Raw genomic sequence first — 14,525 nt, 5'->3', positions numbered from 1 at the left:
TCTCCTTCATGGGGCTGTCGAACAGAACGCTTCCATCCTCCCACAGGGCACCTGGCCGTCCAGCAGGGCGGAAGTCCCCCGCTGCGGCACCGGTCACCGGCTCGGCATGCGTCCAGCCGTCGGACCGTTCGCCGGCACGGTCACGGCGAGGACGAAGCCGCCGTCCTCCGTGGGCTCCGCGGTGACCTCCCCGCCGAGAGCGCCGACGCGTTCGCGCACTCCCCGGATTCCGAGACCCGCACCGGGGGCGGCGACGGCGTTCTCATCGACCGCCTTCCCGGACCGGATCCGCACCGTCACCGCGTCCGCGCTCCGCTCCAGGTCGACGTCCACCGCCGCGCCGGGCGCGTGGCGCATCGCGTTGGACAGTCCCTCCTGCACGGTGCGGCACACCGCGAGCTGCAGGGTGGGCGGCAGCTCCAGCGGCGCCTGCTCCCAGTCACCGTGCCAGTGCTCGGTGACGCTGACCCCGGCCCGACGGGTGCCGTCGATCACCTGGGGCAGGTCCGTGAGGTCGGGCTGGGGCGCGGTGAGAGCGGACCCGTCGACCGCGCCTGCTCCCCCGCCGCCCGTCTCGGATCCCCCGCGGGAATCACCGGCCGCACCGGGTGCGGCTGTTCCCACAGCACCGGCGCCCGCGGCGCCTGCCGCGGCCGGATCCGGATTCGCTCGGAGGATCGCGAGCAGCGACCGCATCTCCGTCAGCGCCTGCCGGGACGTCGCCGCGATCTGGTCGAACTCCTCCACCACCTCCGGTGCCATCTCCCCCGGGAGGCGGTACTGCGCTGTTGACGCCTGCACGCTGATCACCGACATCGAATGCGCCACCACATCATGCAGCTCGCGCGCGATCCGGGTGCGCTCCTCCAGGTCGGTGCGCGCCTGCTCCGACCGGTCGCGCTCCTGCACCACCCGCAGCGACTCGCGCCGCTCCGCCGCCAGCGCCTGCCGGTTCTCCAGGAACTGGTTCAGCAGGTACCCGGCGACCCCCGCTGTCGCGAGGGTGCTCGCGGCGAGGATCGGCAGCACGATCGTCACTGCCCAGCCGAGCGAGGTGTGCAGGAGGACCCCCGCCGCTTCGGAGACGATGATGGCGCCGAGCAGGGCCGAGGCGACCGTCAGGCCGAGGACCTGCCGGCCGGCGAACAGCTGCAGGTACACGAAGACGCTGACCGCGAGGGTCGCCGCCAGCGTGGTGGGCAGAGCCACCAGGGCATCGCCCGAGATGAAGCGGATGCTCAGCAGGAGGACCGCGCTGAACAGGATCGTCGCCGAGGTGATGCGCGGCCACCATCCGGCCGCCGCCACCGACGCGCACATCAGCGCCGGCCCCGCCACCAGCAGCGCGATCGAGGTCAGCGCAACCGGCCCGAACACCTCCGTCCCGGCCCCGGAATCCGCGCTCGACCACGAGGAGACCACCGCGAACATCAGCAGCAGGATCGGCACGAGGGCGGTGGCCCCCAGCAGTGCCTGCACCACCACCCAGCCGTGCAGGGAGAAGCCGAGACGATCGCGGGTCCCGTCGGCCTCCTCCCACCCTTCCAGCGGCACCGCACCCCGACGGTCCCCCAGCGCCGCCAGCGTCACCCGCGCTTCGATCAGCGCCATCACCCGCAGCAGCAGCGGGGCCGTGACGATGAACGCGACCGCCATCGTGGTGAAGACGACCAGGTCAGCGACCATCCAGCCGCCGCCGGCCTCCTGGACCGACGGGTCCATGCCCATCAGCATCCGCACCACCTGCAGAGTCGCGGGCTCTGTGCCGGCGACCCCCAGCGACCCGAGCGCCGCCACCGCGCTGACCGTGGAGAACAGTGCGAGAGCCGCCCACCCGACCAGCATCACCGCCCAGCATCCGCGCATGATCGGCGCGACCACCGCTTCGAACAGCACGTCCAGCCAGCGCCGCACATCCGCGAACGCCCGGCCGAGGGTCTCCATCGACGTGATCGGCTCGTACCCCGCATCGGGGATCCGCCACCCGTCGTCCTGCGCCCAGAAGTTGACGCGGGAGCGGGTCAGCTGCGCCGCCCACCCGCACAGCAGCAGAGTGGGCGGCAGCAGCAGCACCATCGCCGGGATCACCAGCGGGCCGACCACACCGAGGAGGGTGAGCACGCCGAACGTGGCGATGGTGAGGGCGGCGGAGATCAGCATGCCGCCGGACACGAACACGAGGTCGTGGCCGGCTCGGATGAGCTGAAAGCGCAGAGCGGTGATCATGTGTCCACGCTAGCGGCGGGGTCGGGCGCGCGCGTCATGCCGAAGGACCATTGCGCCCGGCGCGGCTCAGCCGAGCGGAGGAGGGGCTCGGCGGGTGGGAGGGGCCCGTCGGGGGAGGCGCCGCGGCGGGGCCGACGGATACTCTGAGACCATGAGCTCCGCACCTGAGAAGAACACTCCCACCGCCGCGCCCGGTACCGGCCCGTCCGAGGGCGGTGCGGACGCGGCCGCGCCGATCCGCGTCGCCATCGTGGACGACCAGCCGATGGTCCGCGAGGGCTTCTCGGCCATCCTCGCAGCGCAGCCGGACATGGAGGTGGTGGGCACCGCCGCCGACGGGTTCCAGGCCGTCCGCCTCGCCCAGTCCAGCCCCCTGGACGTCATCCTCATGGACATCCGCATGCCGCAGATGGACGGGCTCGAGGCGATGCGCCGCATCTTCGCGGAGCACGGCGCCGATGCCGACGCCCCGCGCATCATCATCCTCACGACGTTCGATGCGGACGACTATGTGTTCACCGCCCTGCGCGACGGCGCCAGCGGCTTCCTCCTCAAGGACGCCGCCGTGCCGGAGCTCCTCAACGCCGTCCGCGTGGTGCACGAAGGAGGGGCTCTGCTCGCGCCGAGCATCACCCAGCGGGTCATCGCCGACTATGCCGCGGACCCGGAGCGGAAGTGGACCCCGTCGGACGACTCCGGTCAGCCCCGCTCCGACGCTGCTGCCGCGTACGACACCCTCACCGAGCGGGAGCAGGGTGTGCTCCAGCTGATCGCCGCGGGCCGGTCCAACGCCGAGATCGGCGCCGAGCTCTTCCTCGCCGAACCGACCGTGAAGACGCACGTGTCGCGGATCCTGCAGAAGCTGGATCTGCGCGACCGCACGCAGATCGTCGTGTTCGCGTACGAGAACGGCCTGGTCCGCAGCGCCGGGCGGTGACCGGGGGCCGGGTCAGGCGGCCGGGCGCTGCTATGCGGCGCTGGCGGCTGCGGCTGGGCCGACGGGGGCGTCGGTGATCGTCGCGGTGTCGATGACGAAGCGGAAGTGCACATCGCCTGTGACCACGCGCTCGTACGCCTCGTCGATCTGCTCAGCGCTGATGACCTCGATCTTCGCAGCCAGGCCGTGCTCCGCGCAGAAGTCGAGGGTCTCCTGCGTCGCGGCGATGCCGCCGATGTTGGAGCCGGCGAGGACCTTGGAGTTGCCGATGACCGCGCCGGCCGGCAGCGGCAGGCCCTCGGGTGGCAGGCCCACGAGCACCATGGCGCCTCGCGGCTTCAGCAGGCCCAGGTAGTCCTTCAGCTCGAATGCGGCGGAGACGGTGTTGAGGATGAAGTCGAATTCGCCGCGGTGATTCGCGAAGAAGTCGGGATCCTCCGCGGTGGCCGCGAGGCGGTTCGCGCCGAGGGCGAGCGCGTCGGCCTCCTTGGCGCGGGTGCGGGACAGGACGGTGACATCGGCGCCCTTCGCAGCGGCGATCTGGACGCCCATGTGGCCGAGCCCGCCGAGACCGACGACGGCGACCTTGTCGCCCTCCTTCACGTCCCAGTGGGTGATGGGGTTGTAGGTGGTGATGCCGGCACACAGCAGCGGCGCGGCTTCGAGGAACTCGAGCTTCTCGGGGATGCGGACGGCGAAGCGTTCGTTGACCACGATCTTCTCGGAGTATCCGCCCTGGGTGATGGTGCCGTCGACGTCTTCGGAGTTGTAGGTTCCGGTGGCGCCGTTGAGGCAGAACTGTTCGTTGTCCTCGCGGCACTGCTCGCAGTCGCCGCAGGAGTTGACGAGGCAGCCCACTCCGACGCGGTCGCCGACCTTCCATCGGGTCACGTCCGCGCCGACCTCGCTGACGACGCCGGCGATCTCGTGGCCGACGGTGAGCGGGAAGTGCGCCCGGCCCCACTCGTTGGTGATGGTGTGGATGTCGCTGTGGCACACGCCGGCAGCCTTGATGTCGATGACGATGTCGTCGGCGCGGGGGTCGCGGCGTTCGATCTCGGCGACGTCGAAGGGCTGATCGGGTCCGGTCTTCTGCAGGGCTTTCACGGTGAAGGTCATGCCGCCAGGGTAGCGACGCGGCCTGGAGGTTCGGCGGGCTACCGGTGCAGGTCGCGCGGCACGTCGACATGCTGCGTGACCCAGGTGTGCATGACGATGGCGGCGGCGTGCCCCACGTTGATGGAGCGGGTGGAGCCGAACTGGGAGATCCCGACGATGGCCGATGCGGCTCTGAGGATCTCGGGGCTCACTCCCCCGCCCTCCTCACCGAACACGAGGACGCTGCTGGCGGGCAGCGGGGTGTGCTCGAGCGGCACGGCGCCGTCGACGTTGTCGATCGCGATGATCTCGCGGCCCGCGCTGCGCGCCCAGGCGATGAACTCTTCAGGCGTGGGGTGGTGGTGTTCGTGCTGGTAGCGGTCGGTGACCATGGCGCCGCGGCGGTTCCAGCGGCGTCGGCCGACGATGTGGAACGCGGCCACGCCCATGGCGTTCGCAGTGCGGACGATGGAGCCGATGTTGAAGTCGTGCTCCACGTTCTCGATCGCAATGTGCAGGTCGTTGCGGGTGGCGCGGTCGAGCTCGGCCACGATGGCGTCGCGCCGCCAGTAGCGGAAGCGATCGGGGACGTTGCGTCGGTCCCCGTGGGCGAGGAGGTCCGGGTCGAGGCGGGGATCCGTCGGCCAGGGCTCCGGGTGCGGGCCCACGCCGACCGCCGGCCGGCCCGGGGAGGCCGACGTCGCAGGGGCTGCCGGGGCGGTGCGCTCCGCCGGCTGAGCCGGTGCGGCGGGCGCCGCCGGGTCAGCGGGGCCGACGGGGTCGCTGGCGCTCACTGGTCCTTCTTGAGCTCTTCGAGGTGCTTCTCGTCCGGGTCCGGCAGGCCCGCGGCGCGGCGCTTGCGCTCACGCATGATCAGCTTGACGAGGATCCACAGGCACACCAGCACGACGAGCACGTAGCAGACCTTGGAGAAGATGTCGGTGTACGGCTCGATGACCTGCCAGCGGGAGCCGAGGTAGTAGCCGAAGGCGATGAAGATCGCGTTCCAGATCGCGGAGCCGGCGGCGGTGAGCAGGGTGAACACACCGAACGGCATGGCGAACATGCCGGCGGGCACGGAGATCAGGGAGCGGATGCCGGGGATGAAGCGTCCGAGGAACACGGCGGTCTTGCCGTGCTTCTGCATGAACTCGTCGGTCTTCTGGAAGTCCTTGGCGTTGATCAGCGGCAGACGGATGAAGATCTCGCGGGTTCGCTCCGGGCCGAGGGCGCGGCCGATGCCGTACAGGATGTACGCGCCGAGCACGGACCCGATCACGGACCAGATGAGGATGCCGATGTAGGTGTGTTCGCCGCGGCCGGCGGAGACGCCGCCGAGCGGGAGGATCACTTCGGAGGGGATCGGCGGAAAGACGCATTCGAGGAGGAGAAGCAGGGCAACGCCCGGCCCGCCGAGCGTCCCCATGGTGTTCACGGCCCAGTCAATGATGTTCACTCCGGCAATCCTACGCACCTCCCCCGACGACCCGGCCGGCCTCCACGAGTTCTGCACGTCGTCTGCGCGAACGGGTGACGAACCCGACTGGAGGGTGGGCAGGAGCGGGGGCCGACGGATGCGGGGATGAGGGGCGACGGACTCCCCAGACGGGCACGGATCCGCCGCATTCAGTAGGAATGCGACGGTCGGAGGGTTACCGTACTATTATGACTTTCAATCCGAATGCCAACATCGGCTCAGGGAACGTGGGCCGCGCCGGCGGTGGCGGCGGATTCGGGGGCGGCGGACTGCCCCTGGGCCCGCTCATGATGCTGGGCGGCGGTGGCGGCGGCACCATTGTGCTGATCATCCTGTTCCTCCTGTTCTCCGGCATGTTCAGCGGGGGCGGCGGTGGCGGCCAGGAGCAGCAGAGCGCCCAGGGAGGGGCCCTGGAGCACTGCCAGACCGGCAAGGACGCCAACGAGAAGGACGACTGCTACGTCCAGGCCGTGGTGGAGACTGCGGACGCGTTCTGGCAGCAGGAGGCGAAGTCCGCCGGCTTCACCTGGAAGGAGCCGCAGGGCCGAGTCTTCTCCGGCAGCGTCAGCACCGGCTGCGGCGCCGCCTCCTCGGACACCGGCCCGTTCTACTGCCCGGCCGATTCCACGATCTACGTGGACGTGTCGTTCTTCGATGAGCTCTCCAGCCGCTTCGGCGCGAACCAGGGGCAGCTCGCGAAGGCCTACGTGGTGGCGCACGAGTACGGCCACCACATCCAGAACCTCGACGGCACGATGAACCGCATCAACCGTCGTGATACGGGCCCGAAGTCCGACCAGGTGGCGCTCGAGCTGCAGGCCGACTGCTACGCCGGTGTCTGGGCCCGCAATGCTGTGGAGACGAAGGACCCGGACGGCAACCGCTACATGGAGCCGCTCACCGAGCAGGATGTGAAGGACGCCCTCTCGGCCGCCTCCGCGGTGGGCGATGACCACATTCAGGGGGAGGTCGCCGGCGGTAGGGTTCAGCCCGATACGTGGACGCACGGCTCCAGTGAGAAGCGCCAGCAGTGGTTCATCACCGGCTACAACGAAGGCTCCTACGGCGCCTGCGACACGTTCAGCAACCGCGGCTGACCCACAGCGGCAGCGGGAGCGGACCCCGCAGCCCGATTCGGATTGACGAAGCGCCCCGTCGGATCATCTCCGGCGGGGCGCTTTCTCATGCGCACACACCTGCGCCGGCGGCACGGGCGCAGGGGGAGCAGGCCTGGTCGCTGGCGAGTCTGAGGTCAGAGCCCGAGTTCGGACAGTTCGTAGGCGTAGATGTAGTCGTAGCCGGCGTCGGTGACGGCACGGCGGGACTCCTCGGAGCGGTGCATGATGACGGCGACCGCGCGGATGTCCGCACCCTCCTGTTCGAGCGCCTCGGTGGCGGTGAGCACCGATCCGCCGGTGGTGGAGGTGTCCTCCACGGCGATGACGGGGCGCCCCTGCACACCGGGGCCCTCGATGCGGCGCTGCAGACCGTGCGCCTTGTTCGCCTTGCGCACCACGAACGCATCCAGCGGGTCACCGGTGAGGGACCCCGCGGCGGACAGCGCCGCGGACGCGTGCATGATGGACGTGGCGACGGGGTCGGCACCGAGGGTGAGGCCGCCGACGGCCTCCACCGTCCCCAGCAGGCCCTGGGATTCGAAGAGGTCCAGCATCACGCGGCCCACGAGCGGGGCTGCTTCGTGGTGGAGGGTGATGCGGCGCAGGTCGATGTAGAAATCGGCCTCCTTGCCGGAGGACAGGGTGACGCGCTGGTGGACCACGGCGAGTTCGCCGATGAGGTCGAGCAGGCGGGCGCGAGCGGTTTCAGAGGAGACGGTGAAGGGGCTGTTGGTGACCATGCCCCCAGTCTAAGCGGCGCGACTGCCTCAACGGCGGGGCTTGTCGCCGCGGCCCCCGTCGGCCTCCGGGGCGTCCCACCACGGCATCCGCAGGCGGCGCAGCGCACTGCCAGTGCGGGCGGTGCGCAGCTTGCGTTCGTTCAGGCGGCGCGACCATCCCGGCCCCGTCAGCCGACGGATCAGCGGCCGCGGCATGATCCGGGAGATCTCCGAGGCAGTCCGGTACTTCAGCGACGGGATCGACAGCACCTCCCCCTTCGCGCTGTCCTTCAGCGCCTGCTCCACCACGTACGGGGCCTTCAGCCAGGTGACGCGGGGCAGGCCCTGCACATCGATCGCGGCGCGCTCATGGAACTCCGTCTCCACGAACCCCGGCAGCAGCGCAGTCGCGGTCACCCCCGTGCCCTCCAGTTCGAGAGCGAGCGCTTCGGTGAACACGGTGACCCAGCTCTTGGCGGCGGCGTACGTGCCGGCGGCGGTGTATCCGGCGAGGGAGGACACGTTGATGATGGCGCCGCGGCCGCGCTGCATCATCGAGTTCGCGGCCGTGTGCGAGAGCACCAGCACCGCCCTGACCAGGAGGTCCAGCTGGATCTCGTGCTCCTCGACGTCCGTGGCGAGGAACTCGGTGTGCAGGCCGTAGCCGGCGTTGTTCACCAGCAGATCGATCGGAGTGACCGGGTCGGTGAGGCGCCGCGCCGCGCGGTCGAGCCCGTCGCGGTCCGACAGGTCCACCGCGAGGGTGCTGACGCGGACGTCGTGGAGGGATTCGATCTGTGCAGCGACAGCGTCCAGGCGTTCGGCGTTGCGGGCGACCAGCACCAGATCGTGCTCGAGCCCGGCCAGCTGCCAGGCGAATTCGAGACCGAGGCCGGAAGTGGCGCCGGTGATCAGTGCTCGAGTCATAGCGCCACTGTAGACCGCGATGCTCACCGGGGTCCGAGGAATCGGCCACCCGCCGCCCGTAGACTGGCCCGCATGCGCATCGCTTCGTGGAACATCAACTCACTGCGCGCCCGCATGGGCCGCCTGCTGGACGTGCTGGACACCCGGCAGATCGACGCCATCGCCCTTCAGGAGATCAAGGCGAAGCCCGAACAGCTGGACCTCGCCGAGCTCGAGGCCCGCGGCTACGAGGTGGCGGCGCACGGGCTCAACCAGTGGAACGGTGTCGCGATCGTGTCCCGCGTGGGTCTGGAGGATGTGGAGATCGGCCTGCCGGACATGCCGGAGTACGACGGCGTCGCCGAAGCCCGCGCCATCACCGCGACCGTCGGCGGGGTGCGCCTGACCTCCCTGTACATCCCCAACGGCCGGGAGATCGACCACGCGCACTACGACTACAAGCTGGAGTTCCTGGACTGCCTCACCGAGCATGGGCGCTCTCTGTTGGCGAAGAACCCGTCGGCCCCCATCGTGTTCGCCGGTGACTTCAACGTCGCGCCGACGGATGCCGACGTGTGGGATCCGTCGTTCTTCGAGGGGAAGACCCACGTGACACCGCCGGAGCGCCGCCGCATCCGAGCGCTGGAGGAGGCGGGGTTCCGCGACGCCACCCGCGACTGGCTGGACGCACCCGGCACGTTCACGTACTGGGACTACACCTCTCGCCGCTTCCAGAAGAAACAGGGCATGCGGATCGACTTCCTGTTCTCCTCACCGGCGGTGCATGAGGCCGCCACCGGCGCCATGATCGACACGGAGGAGCGCGCCCAGAAGGGCACCAGCGATCACGCGCCGATCATCCTCGACGTCTCGCTGTGAGCGAGCTGCTTGGCGCGGTCCAGCGCCAGCATGGATGACTCGATGAGGTCGTCGTCGGCGCCGCCGGCGATGCGGAGGTCGAGCGCGCGGCTGAACGCGTTCTCCGCTTCGGTGAAGCTGCCGGCGACGAACAGCGCCTTGCCGAGGTGCTGCCACATGACGGCTTCGAGCGCGCCGCCGCGGGTCGCGTCCACGAGCTGGTGGTAGGCGGCGACCGCCCAGTCGGTGTCGCCCTGGTCCCGGTGGGCGTCCGCGAGGAGGGCGCGGTAGCGGAGGTTCGACGGGTTCTCGGCGCTGAGCTCCATCAGCAGCTGTTCGGCACGGTCCGGGTGACCGGTCCAGAGCGCTTCGACGGCGTCACGGGCGGGGTCGGCGGCGTAGTGGGCGCGGAATGCGGCGAGGTCGTTGATGACGGGCAGAAGCGTGCGGACATCGATGTACCAGCCGCATGCCGCAATGGGCTGGGCGGGGATCTCTGAGGTCACGGGTGGCTCCTTCGCTGAATCCTTGATCCGAACGGACCGGGAGCGGATGACGGGGGTGTATCAGCGCGGCATCGCGGACGTCCTCCATTGTGCGGCGCTGTGATCCAATGCACAAGACCCTGTGACCCGATGGTTACCTGACAGTCGTATGGAGATGGGGATGGGGTGGAGGCATCGGGACGTCCGTCCCCCATCCCACTTGTCCCCATCCCGGGCCCGCCCCTGGCCCGGTGCCGGCGGCTCCCGTTCGATGGGGACATGAGCGTTTTCCCCACCCACCCGCACAGATCACAGCCGACGGCGGCCGTGGTCGACCTGCCGCCCGACCTGAGGCAGTCGGCGATCGACCATGCTGAGGCGGCGCAGATGCGCGTGGTGACCGAACCCCAGCCCGGCTGCGCCGTCGTCCTCACCGGACTGACGGGGCTGGCGAACCTCAGCTCCGCCGCCGGGTCCGCATCGCTCGCCTCGCCTGACGCGCCGGTGATCGTGCTGACCTCGACTGCTCCCCGCGCCGCTGATTGGCGCCGCGCCCTGGACGCCGGGGCGGCGAGCCTCCGGATCCTCCCCGGCGAATCCGCTGACCTGCTCGCAGACCTCGCGGGCGCATCCCGCCGGCCCGGCCGCGGCGCGATCATCACCGTTGTACCCGGGTCCGGCGGCGCCGGTGCCACATCCCTCGCTGCACGTCTCGCCGGGGCGGCTGCCCGCACGGGCAGGCCCGTCACCCTCGTGGATGCGGACCCGTCGGGGCCGGGGATGGAGCACGTCATCGGCGCCGCCCACGTCCCCGGCGCCCACTGGCCGGACTTCGCAGACGCGGATGCCGCGGCCGGGTCCGCGATCCGCTCCGCCCTGCCGCAGATCGACGGGATCCACCTGCTGACCGGGCCTGTGCCGGCGGCGGCCACCGTCGGCCGGATCCTCACCGCGCTCACCAGCGTGGACGGCTTCGTGGTGGTCGATGCGGGGCTCGGCATCGCCGCGGAGATCGCGCCGCTCAGCCGCGAGGTGCTCATGGTGGTGCACGCCCGTGACCTCACTGTTCGCTCGGCTGTGCGGCGCGCGGAGCAGCTGCGGGAGGCGGCACCGTCGATGGGGATCGCTGTGCGCCGCCATGGCGATGTGGGGGTGCGGGATGTGCGCGCGGACCTGGACCTGCCGGTGGCGATGTCGTTCCGCGACAGCCGCCCCGGCGTGCAGCCCGTGGTGGATGTGCGCCGCGGCGGGGCCGATGCCGCCTGCGCGGCGTTCTGGTCGTCATGGGAGGCACGGTCATGACCGATCTGCTGTCGTTGGTGCACGCGGACCTGCTCGCCCACCCGGGCGAGGTTGATGTGGCGCGGGTGGCCCGGGTACTGGAGGAGAACGGCCAGGTGCGCGGCCCGCAGAGCCTGCTGGAGGTCACCGCGGAGCTGCGCGACCACATCAGTGGCCTCGGCCCGCTGCAGCCGCTGGCCGCCCCCGGCGTCACCGACATCCTCGTCAACGCCGACGGCACCGTCTGGACCGACTCCCCCGACGGTCTGAAGCGCGCTGACCTGCGCCTGGGCCGGGACGAGGCCCGGCAGCTCGCGGTGCGGCTCGCCACGATCGGTGGGCGCCGCCTCGATGACGCGATGCCGTGGGCGGATGCGCAGCTGCCCGGCGGGATCCGCATGCACGCTGTGCTGCCGCCGCTGAGCGCCGGCGGGGCCGTTATCTCGCTGCGCCTGGCCGCCGCCACTCCCCTGTCGTTGGATGCGCTGGAGGCGACGGGCACACTGCACCCGTCGGCTCGCACCCTGCTGGAGCGGATCATCGACCGGCGCTGCGCGTTCCTGATCTCCGGCGGCACCGGGACGGGGAAGACGACTCTGCTGTCCGCGATGCTGGCGCGCGTCGGCCCCGAGGAGCGGATTGTGATCGTGGAGGATGCCTCCGAACTGGAGCCGAACCACCCGCACACGGTGCATCTGCAGGCACGGCACGCGAATGCGGAGGGCGCCGGCGAGGTGGGGCTCGGGATGCTCGTCCGGCAGTGCCTGCGGATGCGGCCGGACCGGATCGTGGTGGGCGAATGCCGCGGTGAGGAGATCCGTGAACTGCTGCAGGCGCTGAACACGGGCCATGAGGGCGGCTGCGGCACGCTGCATGCGAACACGGCGGCGGATGTGCCGGCGCGTCTGGAGGCGCTCGGGTCGCTCGCGGGGCTGACGGACCGTGCTCTGAGCGCGCAGGTGCTGTCCGCGATCGACCTCGTGCTGCACATGCGCCGCGACGGCGCGCACCGAGTGCTGGATTCGGTCGCGATCCTCTGCCGCGGGGCCGACGGGCGCCTCACCAGTGAGTTGGCAGCACGGTTCACCGGGGACAATGCGCGGTTCTTCCCGGCGTTCGACCAGATCGAGGCGAGGCTGCGATGACTGCGGCGCGTGCTTCGGTCCCCGTCGGCCCCGCTCGGCTCGACCGCCCTGCCCAGCTCGACCGCGCGGTCCGGCGCGCCCGCCCGGCCCGAGGCGCGAATCCCGCGCCGGCGGAGCTGACGGCCCTGCTCGACCAGGTGTCCATGGTGCTGCAGGGCGGCATCGCACCGTCGCGCGCCTGGGCTGCCGTCGCCGCCGCGCAGGAGGCGGAGGCGCCGAAGGCTCTCGCGCAGCGGATCGCTCTCGGCGCCGTTCCCGACGGCGACGACCCGCACCTGCGGGCCCTGGCGCTCTGTCTGCGCATCAGCGCCACCAGCGGCGCGGCGGCGAGCAGTCTGCTGCTGCACCTCGCGGGTTCCCTGCGGGACCTGGCCGATGCAGAGCGCGCCCGCGACAGCGCGTTCGCCGGCCCGAAGGCGACGGCGCGGATCCTGATGGCGCTGCCGCTGGCGGCGCTCGTGCTCGGATTCGCGCTCGGCGCGGACCCGCTCAGTGTTCTGTTCGGCTCCCCCGCCGGTCTCGGTCTGCTGGCGCTCGGAGGGACGCTGACCGCCGCGGGCTGGTGGTGGATGCTGCGCCTTCTGCACGTGGCCCGGGGGACGGTTCCGCACGTGGACCCCAGCATCATCCTGGATGTTCTGGCCGCCGTGATCGAAGCGGGGTCACCGCTCGCGCACGCGCTGCGAGCCGTGGGCCGCGCGCTGGGCGATAAACCGCCCGGCCCGGAACTGGTCCGCGCGGGGTTCGCCCTCGAACAAGGGGTCGCCGCGACGGTTGCGCTGTCCCGATTGGGCGGCGAGCTCGCCTCGATCCGCTCCACCGCTATCCTCGCGCACGCAACGGGTGCGCAGCTGGCGCCGCTTCTGCGGATGCAGGCTCGGGACCTGCGGCGCTCCCGCGCCCGCGATGCGGAAGCGGCGGCGGCGCGGCTCGCCGTCCGGCTCGTCCTGCCGACGGGGGTCGCGATCCTGCCCGCGTTCGTGGCGCTCGGCATCGTCCCGATCATCATCGACCTGCTCACCGCCGATCTGGGCCTGATCCTCGGCGGCGGGTAGCCCACCCACCGCTGGCTCCGTCGGCCTCCCTCCTGCGCCCCCGACGGCCCCGTCGGCCTCCCGCCTGCAGCGCCGGCAACCCCCGCCCCTCTCCCCCGCTGTCTCCGGGCCGCCCGGCCCGGTTGGAGAAAGAAGGAGAAACCATGTCCACCACCACGATCCGCCGACGCATGAACCGCACAATCGGCACCCTGCGCACCCGACTCGCCCGTGAGGACGGCGCCACGACCGCGGAATACGCCATCACTCTTCTCGCCGCCTGCGGGTTCGCGGCTGTGCTGGTCGCACTGCTGCGGTCCGAGGAGGTGCAGAGCCTGCTGATGGGCATCGTCACCAGTGCCCTGGGAATGGGCGGCTGATGATGACGGCACTTCGCGGCGAGCGCGGTGCCGTCACGGCGGAGACGGCTGTGGTGCTCACGGTCGTCTCCGCCCTCCTCCTGCTGATCGCGCAGGTGGGGGCAGTGATGGCCGACGGCGCCCGCCTGCACGACGGCGCCTCCGCGACTGCGCGCGCCGCTATGCGCGGCGAGGACGATCCGGCGCGTGATGGCCGTGCCGTCGCCGGGGACGGCGCTCAGTTCAGCATGTCGCGGTCCGGTGACCTCGTGACGGTGCGGGCAACGAAGGAGCACCGCCTCGCCGGTGGGCTGCTCGGCGGCCTCAGCCTGACGCTGAGGTCGGAGGCGACGGCGCGCCTGGAACCGCATCTGGCACCGGGTGGTGCACCGTGACGCCCCGCCGGCCCGCGAGCGCCGCTCCTGTTGGAGCGCGCCGCCGCGTGATCGGGCGGTGCGGCTCGGAGGAGGGATCGGCACCGGCAGCGATGCTGACGTGGTGCTCCATCGCGTCGCTGCTGCTCGCCCTCGTGGTCATGCTCGGCCAGGTGCACATCGCCCATGCCCGTGCGCAGGGTGCGGCAGATCTGGCGGCGCTCTCGGGCGCGGACGCGGCCGCTGTTGGGGCCGACGGGTGCTCCACTGCGGCCATGATCGCGCACGCGAACGGGGCGGATGTGCTCTCCTGCAGCAGCGACGGTCAGGACGTCGTCATCGAGGTGCGGCTCCCTGCGGGACGGATCGGATCCGCGCGCGCCATCGCCCGTGCCGGTCCCGCACCCACCGGCGCCGAGCGCTCTGGTTAGGGTGGAAGGCAGATCCCCGATTCTGGGACAGGACGTGAGCAGCGAACCAGCATCCGCCCAGTTCACTCCGCCTCCAA

General features: G+C 71.1%; 16 protein-coding genes. 9 read left to right on the top strand and 7 right to left on the bottom strand.

The window, feature by feature from the left end:
• Window positions 1-93: 93 nt before the first annotated feature.
• Complete coding sequence (locus tag FHX50_RS07495; protein ID WP_183376207.1) at window positions 94-2,226, bottom strand: sensor histidine kinase; 2,133 nt, start codon at window positions 2,224-2,226, stop codon at window positions 94-96.
• Between the two features lie 151 nt (window positions 2,227-2,377).
• Between FHX50_RS07495 and FHX50_RS07490 the strand changes: the two genes are divergently transcribed.
• Window positions 2,378-3,163 (top strand): response regulator, encoded by a 786-nt coding sequence (locus FHX50_RS07490; RefSeq protein WP_183376205.1) that lies wholly within the window; start codon window positions 2,378-2,380, stop codon window positions 3,161-3,163.
• A 30-nt stretch (window positions 3,164-3,193) separates the two neighbouring features.
• On the opposite strand, the gene FHX50_RS07485 is transcribed toward FHX50_RS07490, so the two are convergent.
• From FHX50_RS07485 to FHX50_RS07475, 3 genes are read right to left on the bottom strand one after another with little or no spacing between them, the layout of a single operon-like run.
• On the bottom strand, window positions 3,194-4,282 hold the full coding sequence (locus FHX50_RS07485) for an NAD(P)-dependent alcohol dehydrogenase (RefSeq protein WP_183376203.1): 1,089 nt from the start codon (window positions 4,280-4,282) through the stop codon (window positions 3,194-3,196).
• Between the two features lie 38 nt (window positions 4,283-4,320).
• Window positions 4,321-5,055, bottom strand: a complete 735-nt coding sequence (locus FHX50_RS07480) for a TrmH family RNA methyltransferase (RefSeq protein ID WP_183376201.1) — start codon at window positions 5,053-5,055, stop codon at window positions 4,321-4,323.
• Window positions 5,052-5,717: a DedA family protein gene (locus FHX50_RS07475; protein WP_183376199.1), complete on the bottom strand. Its 666-nt coding sequence runs from the start codon at window positions 5,715-5,717 to the stop codon at window positions 5,052-5,054. The genes FHX50_RS07480 and FHX50_RS07475 overlap by 4 nt, the downstream gene beginning before the upstream one ends.
• 209 nt (window positions 5,718-5,926) lie before the next feature.
• Between FHX50_RS07475 and ypfJ the strand changes: the two genes are divergently transcribed.
• Window positions 5,927-6,835: a KPN_02809 family neutral zinc metallopeptidase gene (ypfJ, locus tag FHX50_RS07470; protein WP_183376197.1), complete on the top strand. Its 909-nt coding sequence runs from the start codon at window positions 5,927-5,929 to the stop codon at window positions 6,833-6,835.
• A gap of 155 nt (window positions 6,836-6,990) precedes the next feature.
• Here the strand turns inward: ypfJ and FHX50_RS07465 are convergent, their stop codons facing one another.
• Together FHX50_RS07465 and FHX50_RS07460 are read right to left on the bottom strand one after the other, a co-directional pair.
• Window positions 6,991-7,596 carry an orotate phosphoribosyltransferase gene (locus tag FHX50_RS07465; RefSeq protein WP_183376195.1) on the bottom strand — a complete coding sequence of 202 codons (606 nt, stop codon included), beginning with the start codon at window positions 7,594-7,596 and terminating at the stop codon, window positions 6,991-6,993.
• A 27-nt stretch (window positions 7,597-7,623) separates the two neighbouring features.
• The gene (locus FHX50_RS07460; protein WP_183376193.1) at window positions 7,624-8,502 is read right to left on the bottom strand and encodes an SDR family NAD(P)-dependent oxidoreductase; all 879 of its coding nucleotides are present in this window, start codon (window positions 8,500-8,502) and stop codon (window positions 7,624-7,626) included.
• A 72-nt stretch (window positions 8,503-8,574) separates the two neighbouring features.
• Between FHX50_RS07460 and FHX50_RS07455 the strand changes: the two genes are divergently transcribed.
• Entirely contained in the window at window positions 8,575-9,360 is a 786-nt protein-coding gene (locus tag FHX50_RS07455; protein WP_183376191.1) for an exodeoxyribonuclease III, read from the top strand.
• Here the strand turns inward: FHX50_RS07455 and FHX50_RS07450 are convergent.
• Window positions 9,327-9,845 (bottom strand): tetratricopeptide repeat protein, encoded by a 519-nt coding sequence (locus tag FHX50_RS07450; protein ID WP_183376189.1) that lies wholly within the window; start codon window positions 9,843-9,845, stop codon window positions 9,327-9,329. The genes FHX50_RS07455 and FHX50_RS07450 overlap by 34 nt on opposite strands.
• A 258-nt stretch (window positions 9,846-10,103) precedes the next feature.
• On the opposite strand from FHX50_RS07450, the gene FHX50_RS07445 reads away from it, so the two are divergent.
• From FHX50_RS07445 to FHX50_RS07420, 6 genes are all read left to right on the top strand, one after another.
• Window positions 10,104-11,126 (top strand): nucleotide-binding protein, encoded by a 1,023-nt coding sequence (locus FHX50_RS07445; protein WP_183376187.1) that lies wholly within the window; start codon window positions 10,104-10,106, stop codon window positions 11,124-11,126.
• Window positions 11,123-12,250, top strand: a complete 1,128-nt coding sequence (locus FHX50_RS07440; protein ID WP_246370858.1) for a TadA family conjugal transfer-associated ATPase — start codon at window positions 11,123-11,125, stop codon at window positions 12,248-12,250. Before FHX50_RS07445 ends, FHX50_RS07440 begins: the two co-directional genes overlap by 4 nt.
• The gene (locus FHX50_RS07435; protein ID WP_183376183.1) at window positions 12,247-13,305 is read left to right on the top strand and encodes a type II secretion system F family protein; all 1,059 of its coding nucleotides are present in this window, start codon (window positions 12,247-12,249) and stop codon (window positions 13,303-13,305) included. The genes FHX50_RS07440 and FHX50_RS07435 overlap by 4 nt, the downstream gene beginning before the upstream one ends.
• 143 nt (window positions 13,306-13,448) lie before the next feature.
• Complete coding sequence (locus FHX50_RS07430) at window positions 13,449-13,664, top strand: DUF4244 domain-containing protein (protein WP_343064062.1); 216 nt, start codon at window positions 13,449-13,451, stop codon at window positions 13,662-13,664.
• Window positions 13,664-14,038 (top strand): TadE family type IV pilus minor pilin, encoded by a 375-nt coding sequence (locus FHX50_RS07425; protein WP_183376181.1) that lies wholly within the window; start codon window positions 13,664-13,666, stop codon window positions 14,036-14,038. Before FHX50_RS07430 ends, FHX50_RS07425 begins: the two co-directional genes overlap by 1 nt.
• A complete protein-coding gene (locus FHX50_RS07420) occupies window positions 14,035-14,448 on the top strand; it encodes an Rv3654c family TadE-like protein (protein WP_311200680.1) in 414 nt (137 codons plus the stop codon). Before FHX50_RS07425 ends, FHX50_RS07420 begins: the two co-directional genes overlap by 4 nt.
• The last annotated feature ends 77 nt before the right edge of the window (window positions 14,449-14,525 follow it).

Source organism: Helcobacillus massiliensis (assembly GCF_014191425.1).
GTDB lineage: Bacteria > Actinomycetota > Actinomycetes > Actinomycetales > Dermabacteraceae > Helcobacillus > Helcobacillus massiliensis.
The sequence above is the reverse complement of the archived record's forward strand: the minus strand, read 5'-3'. Positions and strand labels throughout refer to the sequence as shown.

Coding starts and splice junctions, on each gene's coding strand:
- FHX50_RS07495 (WP_183376207.1), bottom strand. CDS start 2,226: ATGATCACCGCTCTGCGCTTTCAGCTCATCCGAGCCGGCCACGACCTC.
- FHX50_RS07490 (WP_183376205.1), top strand. CDS start 2,378: ATGAGCTCCGCACCTGAGAAGAACACTCCCACCGCCGCGCCCGGTACC.
- FHX50_RS07485 (WP_183376203.1), bottom strand. CDS start 4,282: ATGACCTTCACCGTGAAAGCCCTGCAGAAGACCGGACCCGATCAGCCC.
- ypfJ (WP_183376197.1), top strand. CDS start 5,927: ATGACTTTCAATCCGAATGCCAACATCGGCTCAGGGAACGTGGGCCGC.
- FHX50_RS07465 (WP_183376195.1), bottom strand. CDS start 7,596: ATGGTCACCAACAGCCCCTTCACCGTCTCCTCTGAAACCGCTCGCGCC.
- FHX50_RS07460 (WP_183376193.1), bottom strand. CDS start 8,502: ATGACTCGAGCACTGATCACCGGCGCCACTTCCGGCCTCGGTCTCGAA.
- FHX50_RS07455 (WP_183376191.1), top strand. CDS start 8,575: ATGCGCATCGCTTCGTGGAACATCAACTCACTGCGCGCCCGCATGGGC.
- FHX50_RS07445 (WP_183376187.1), top strand. CDS start 10,104: ATGAGCGTTTTCCCCACCCACCCGCACAGATCACAGCCGACGGCGGCC.
- FHX50_RS07440 (WP_246370858.1), top strand. CDS start 11,123: ATGACCGATCTGCTGTCGTTGGTGCACGCGGACCTGCTCGCCCACCCG.
- FHX50_RS07435 (WP_183376183.1), top strand. CDS start 12,247: ATGACTGCGGCGCGTGCTTCGGTCCCCGTCGGCCCCGCTCGGCTCGAC.
- FHX50_RS07430 (WP_343064062.1), top strand. CDS start 13,449: ATGTCCACCACCACGATCCGCCGACGCATGAACCGCACAATCGGCACC.
- FHX50_RS07425 (WP_183376181.1), top strand. CDS start 13,664: ATGATGACGGCACTTCGCGGCGAGCGCGGTGCCGTCACGGCGGAGACG.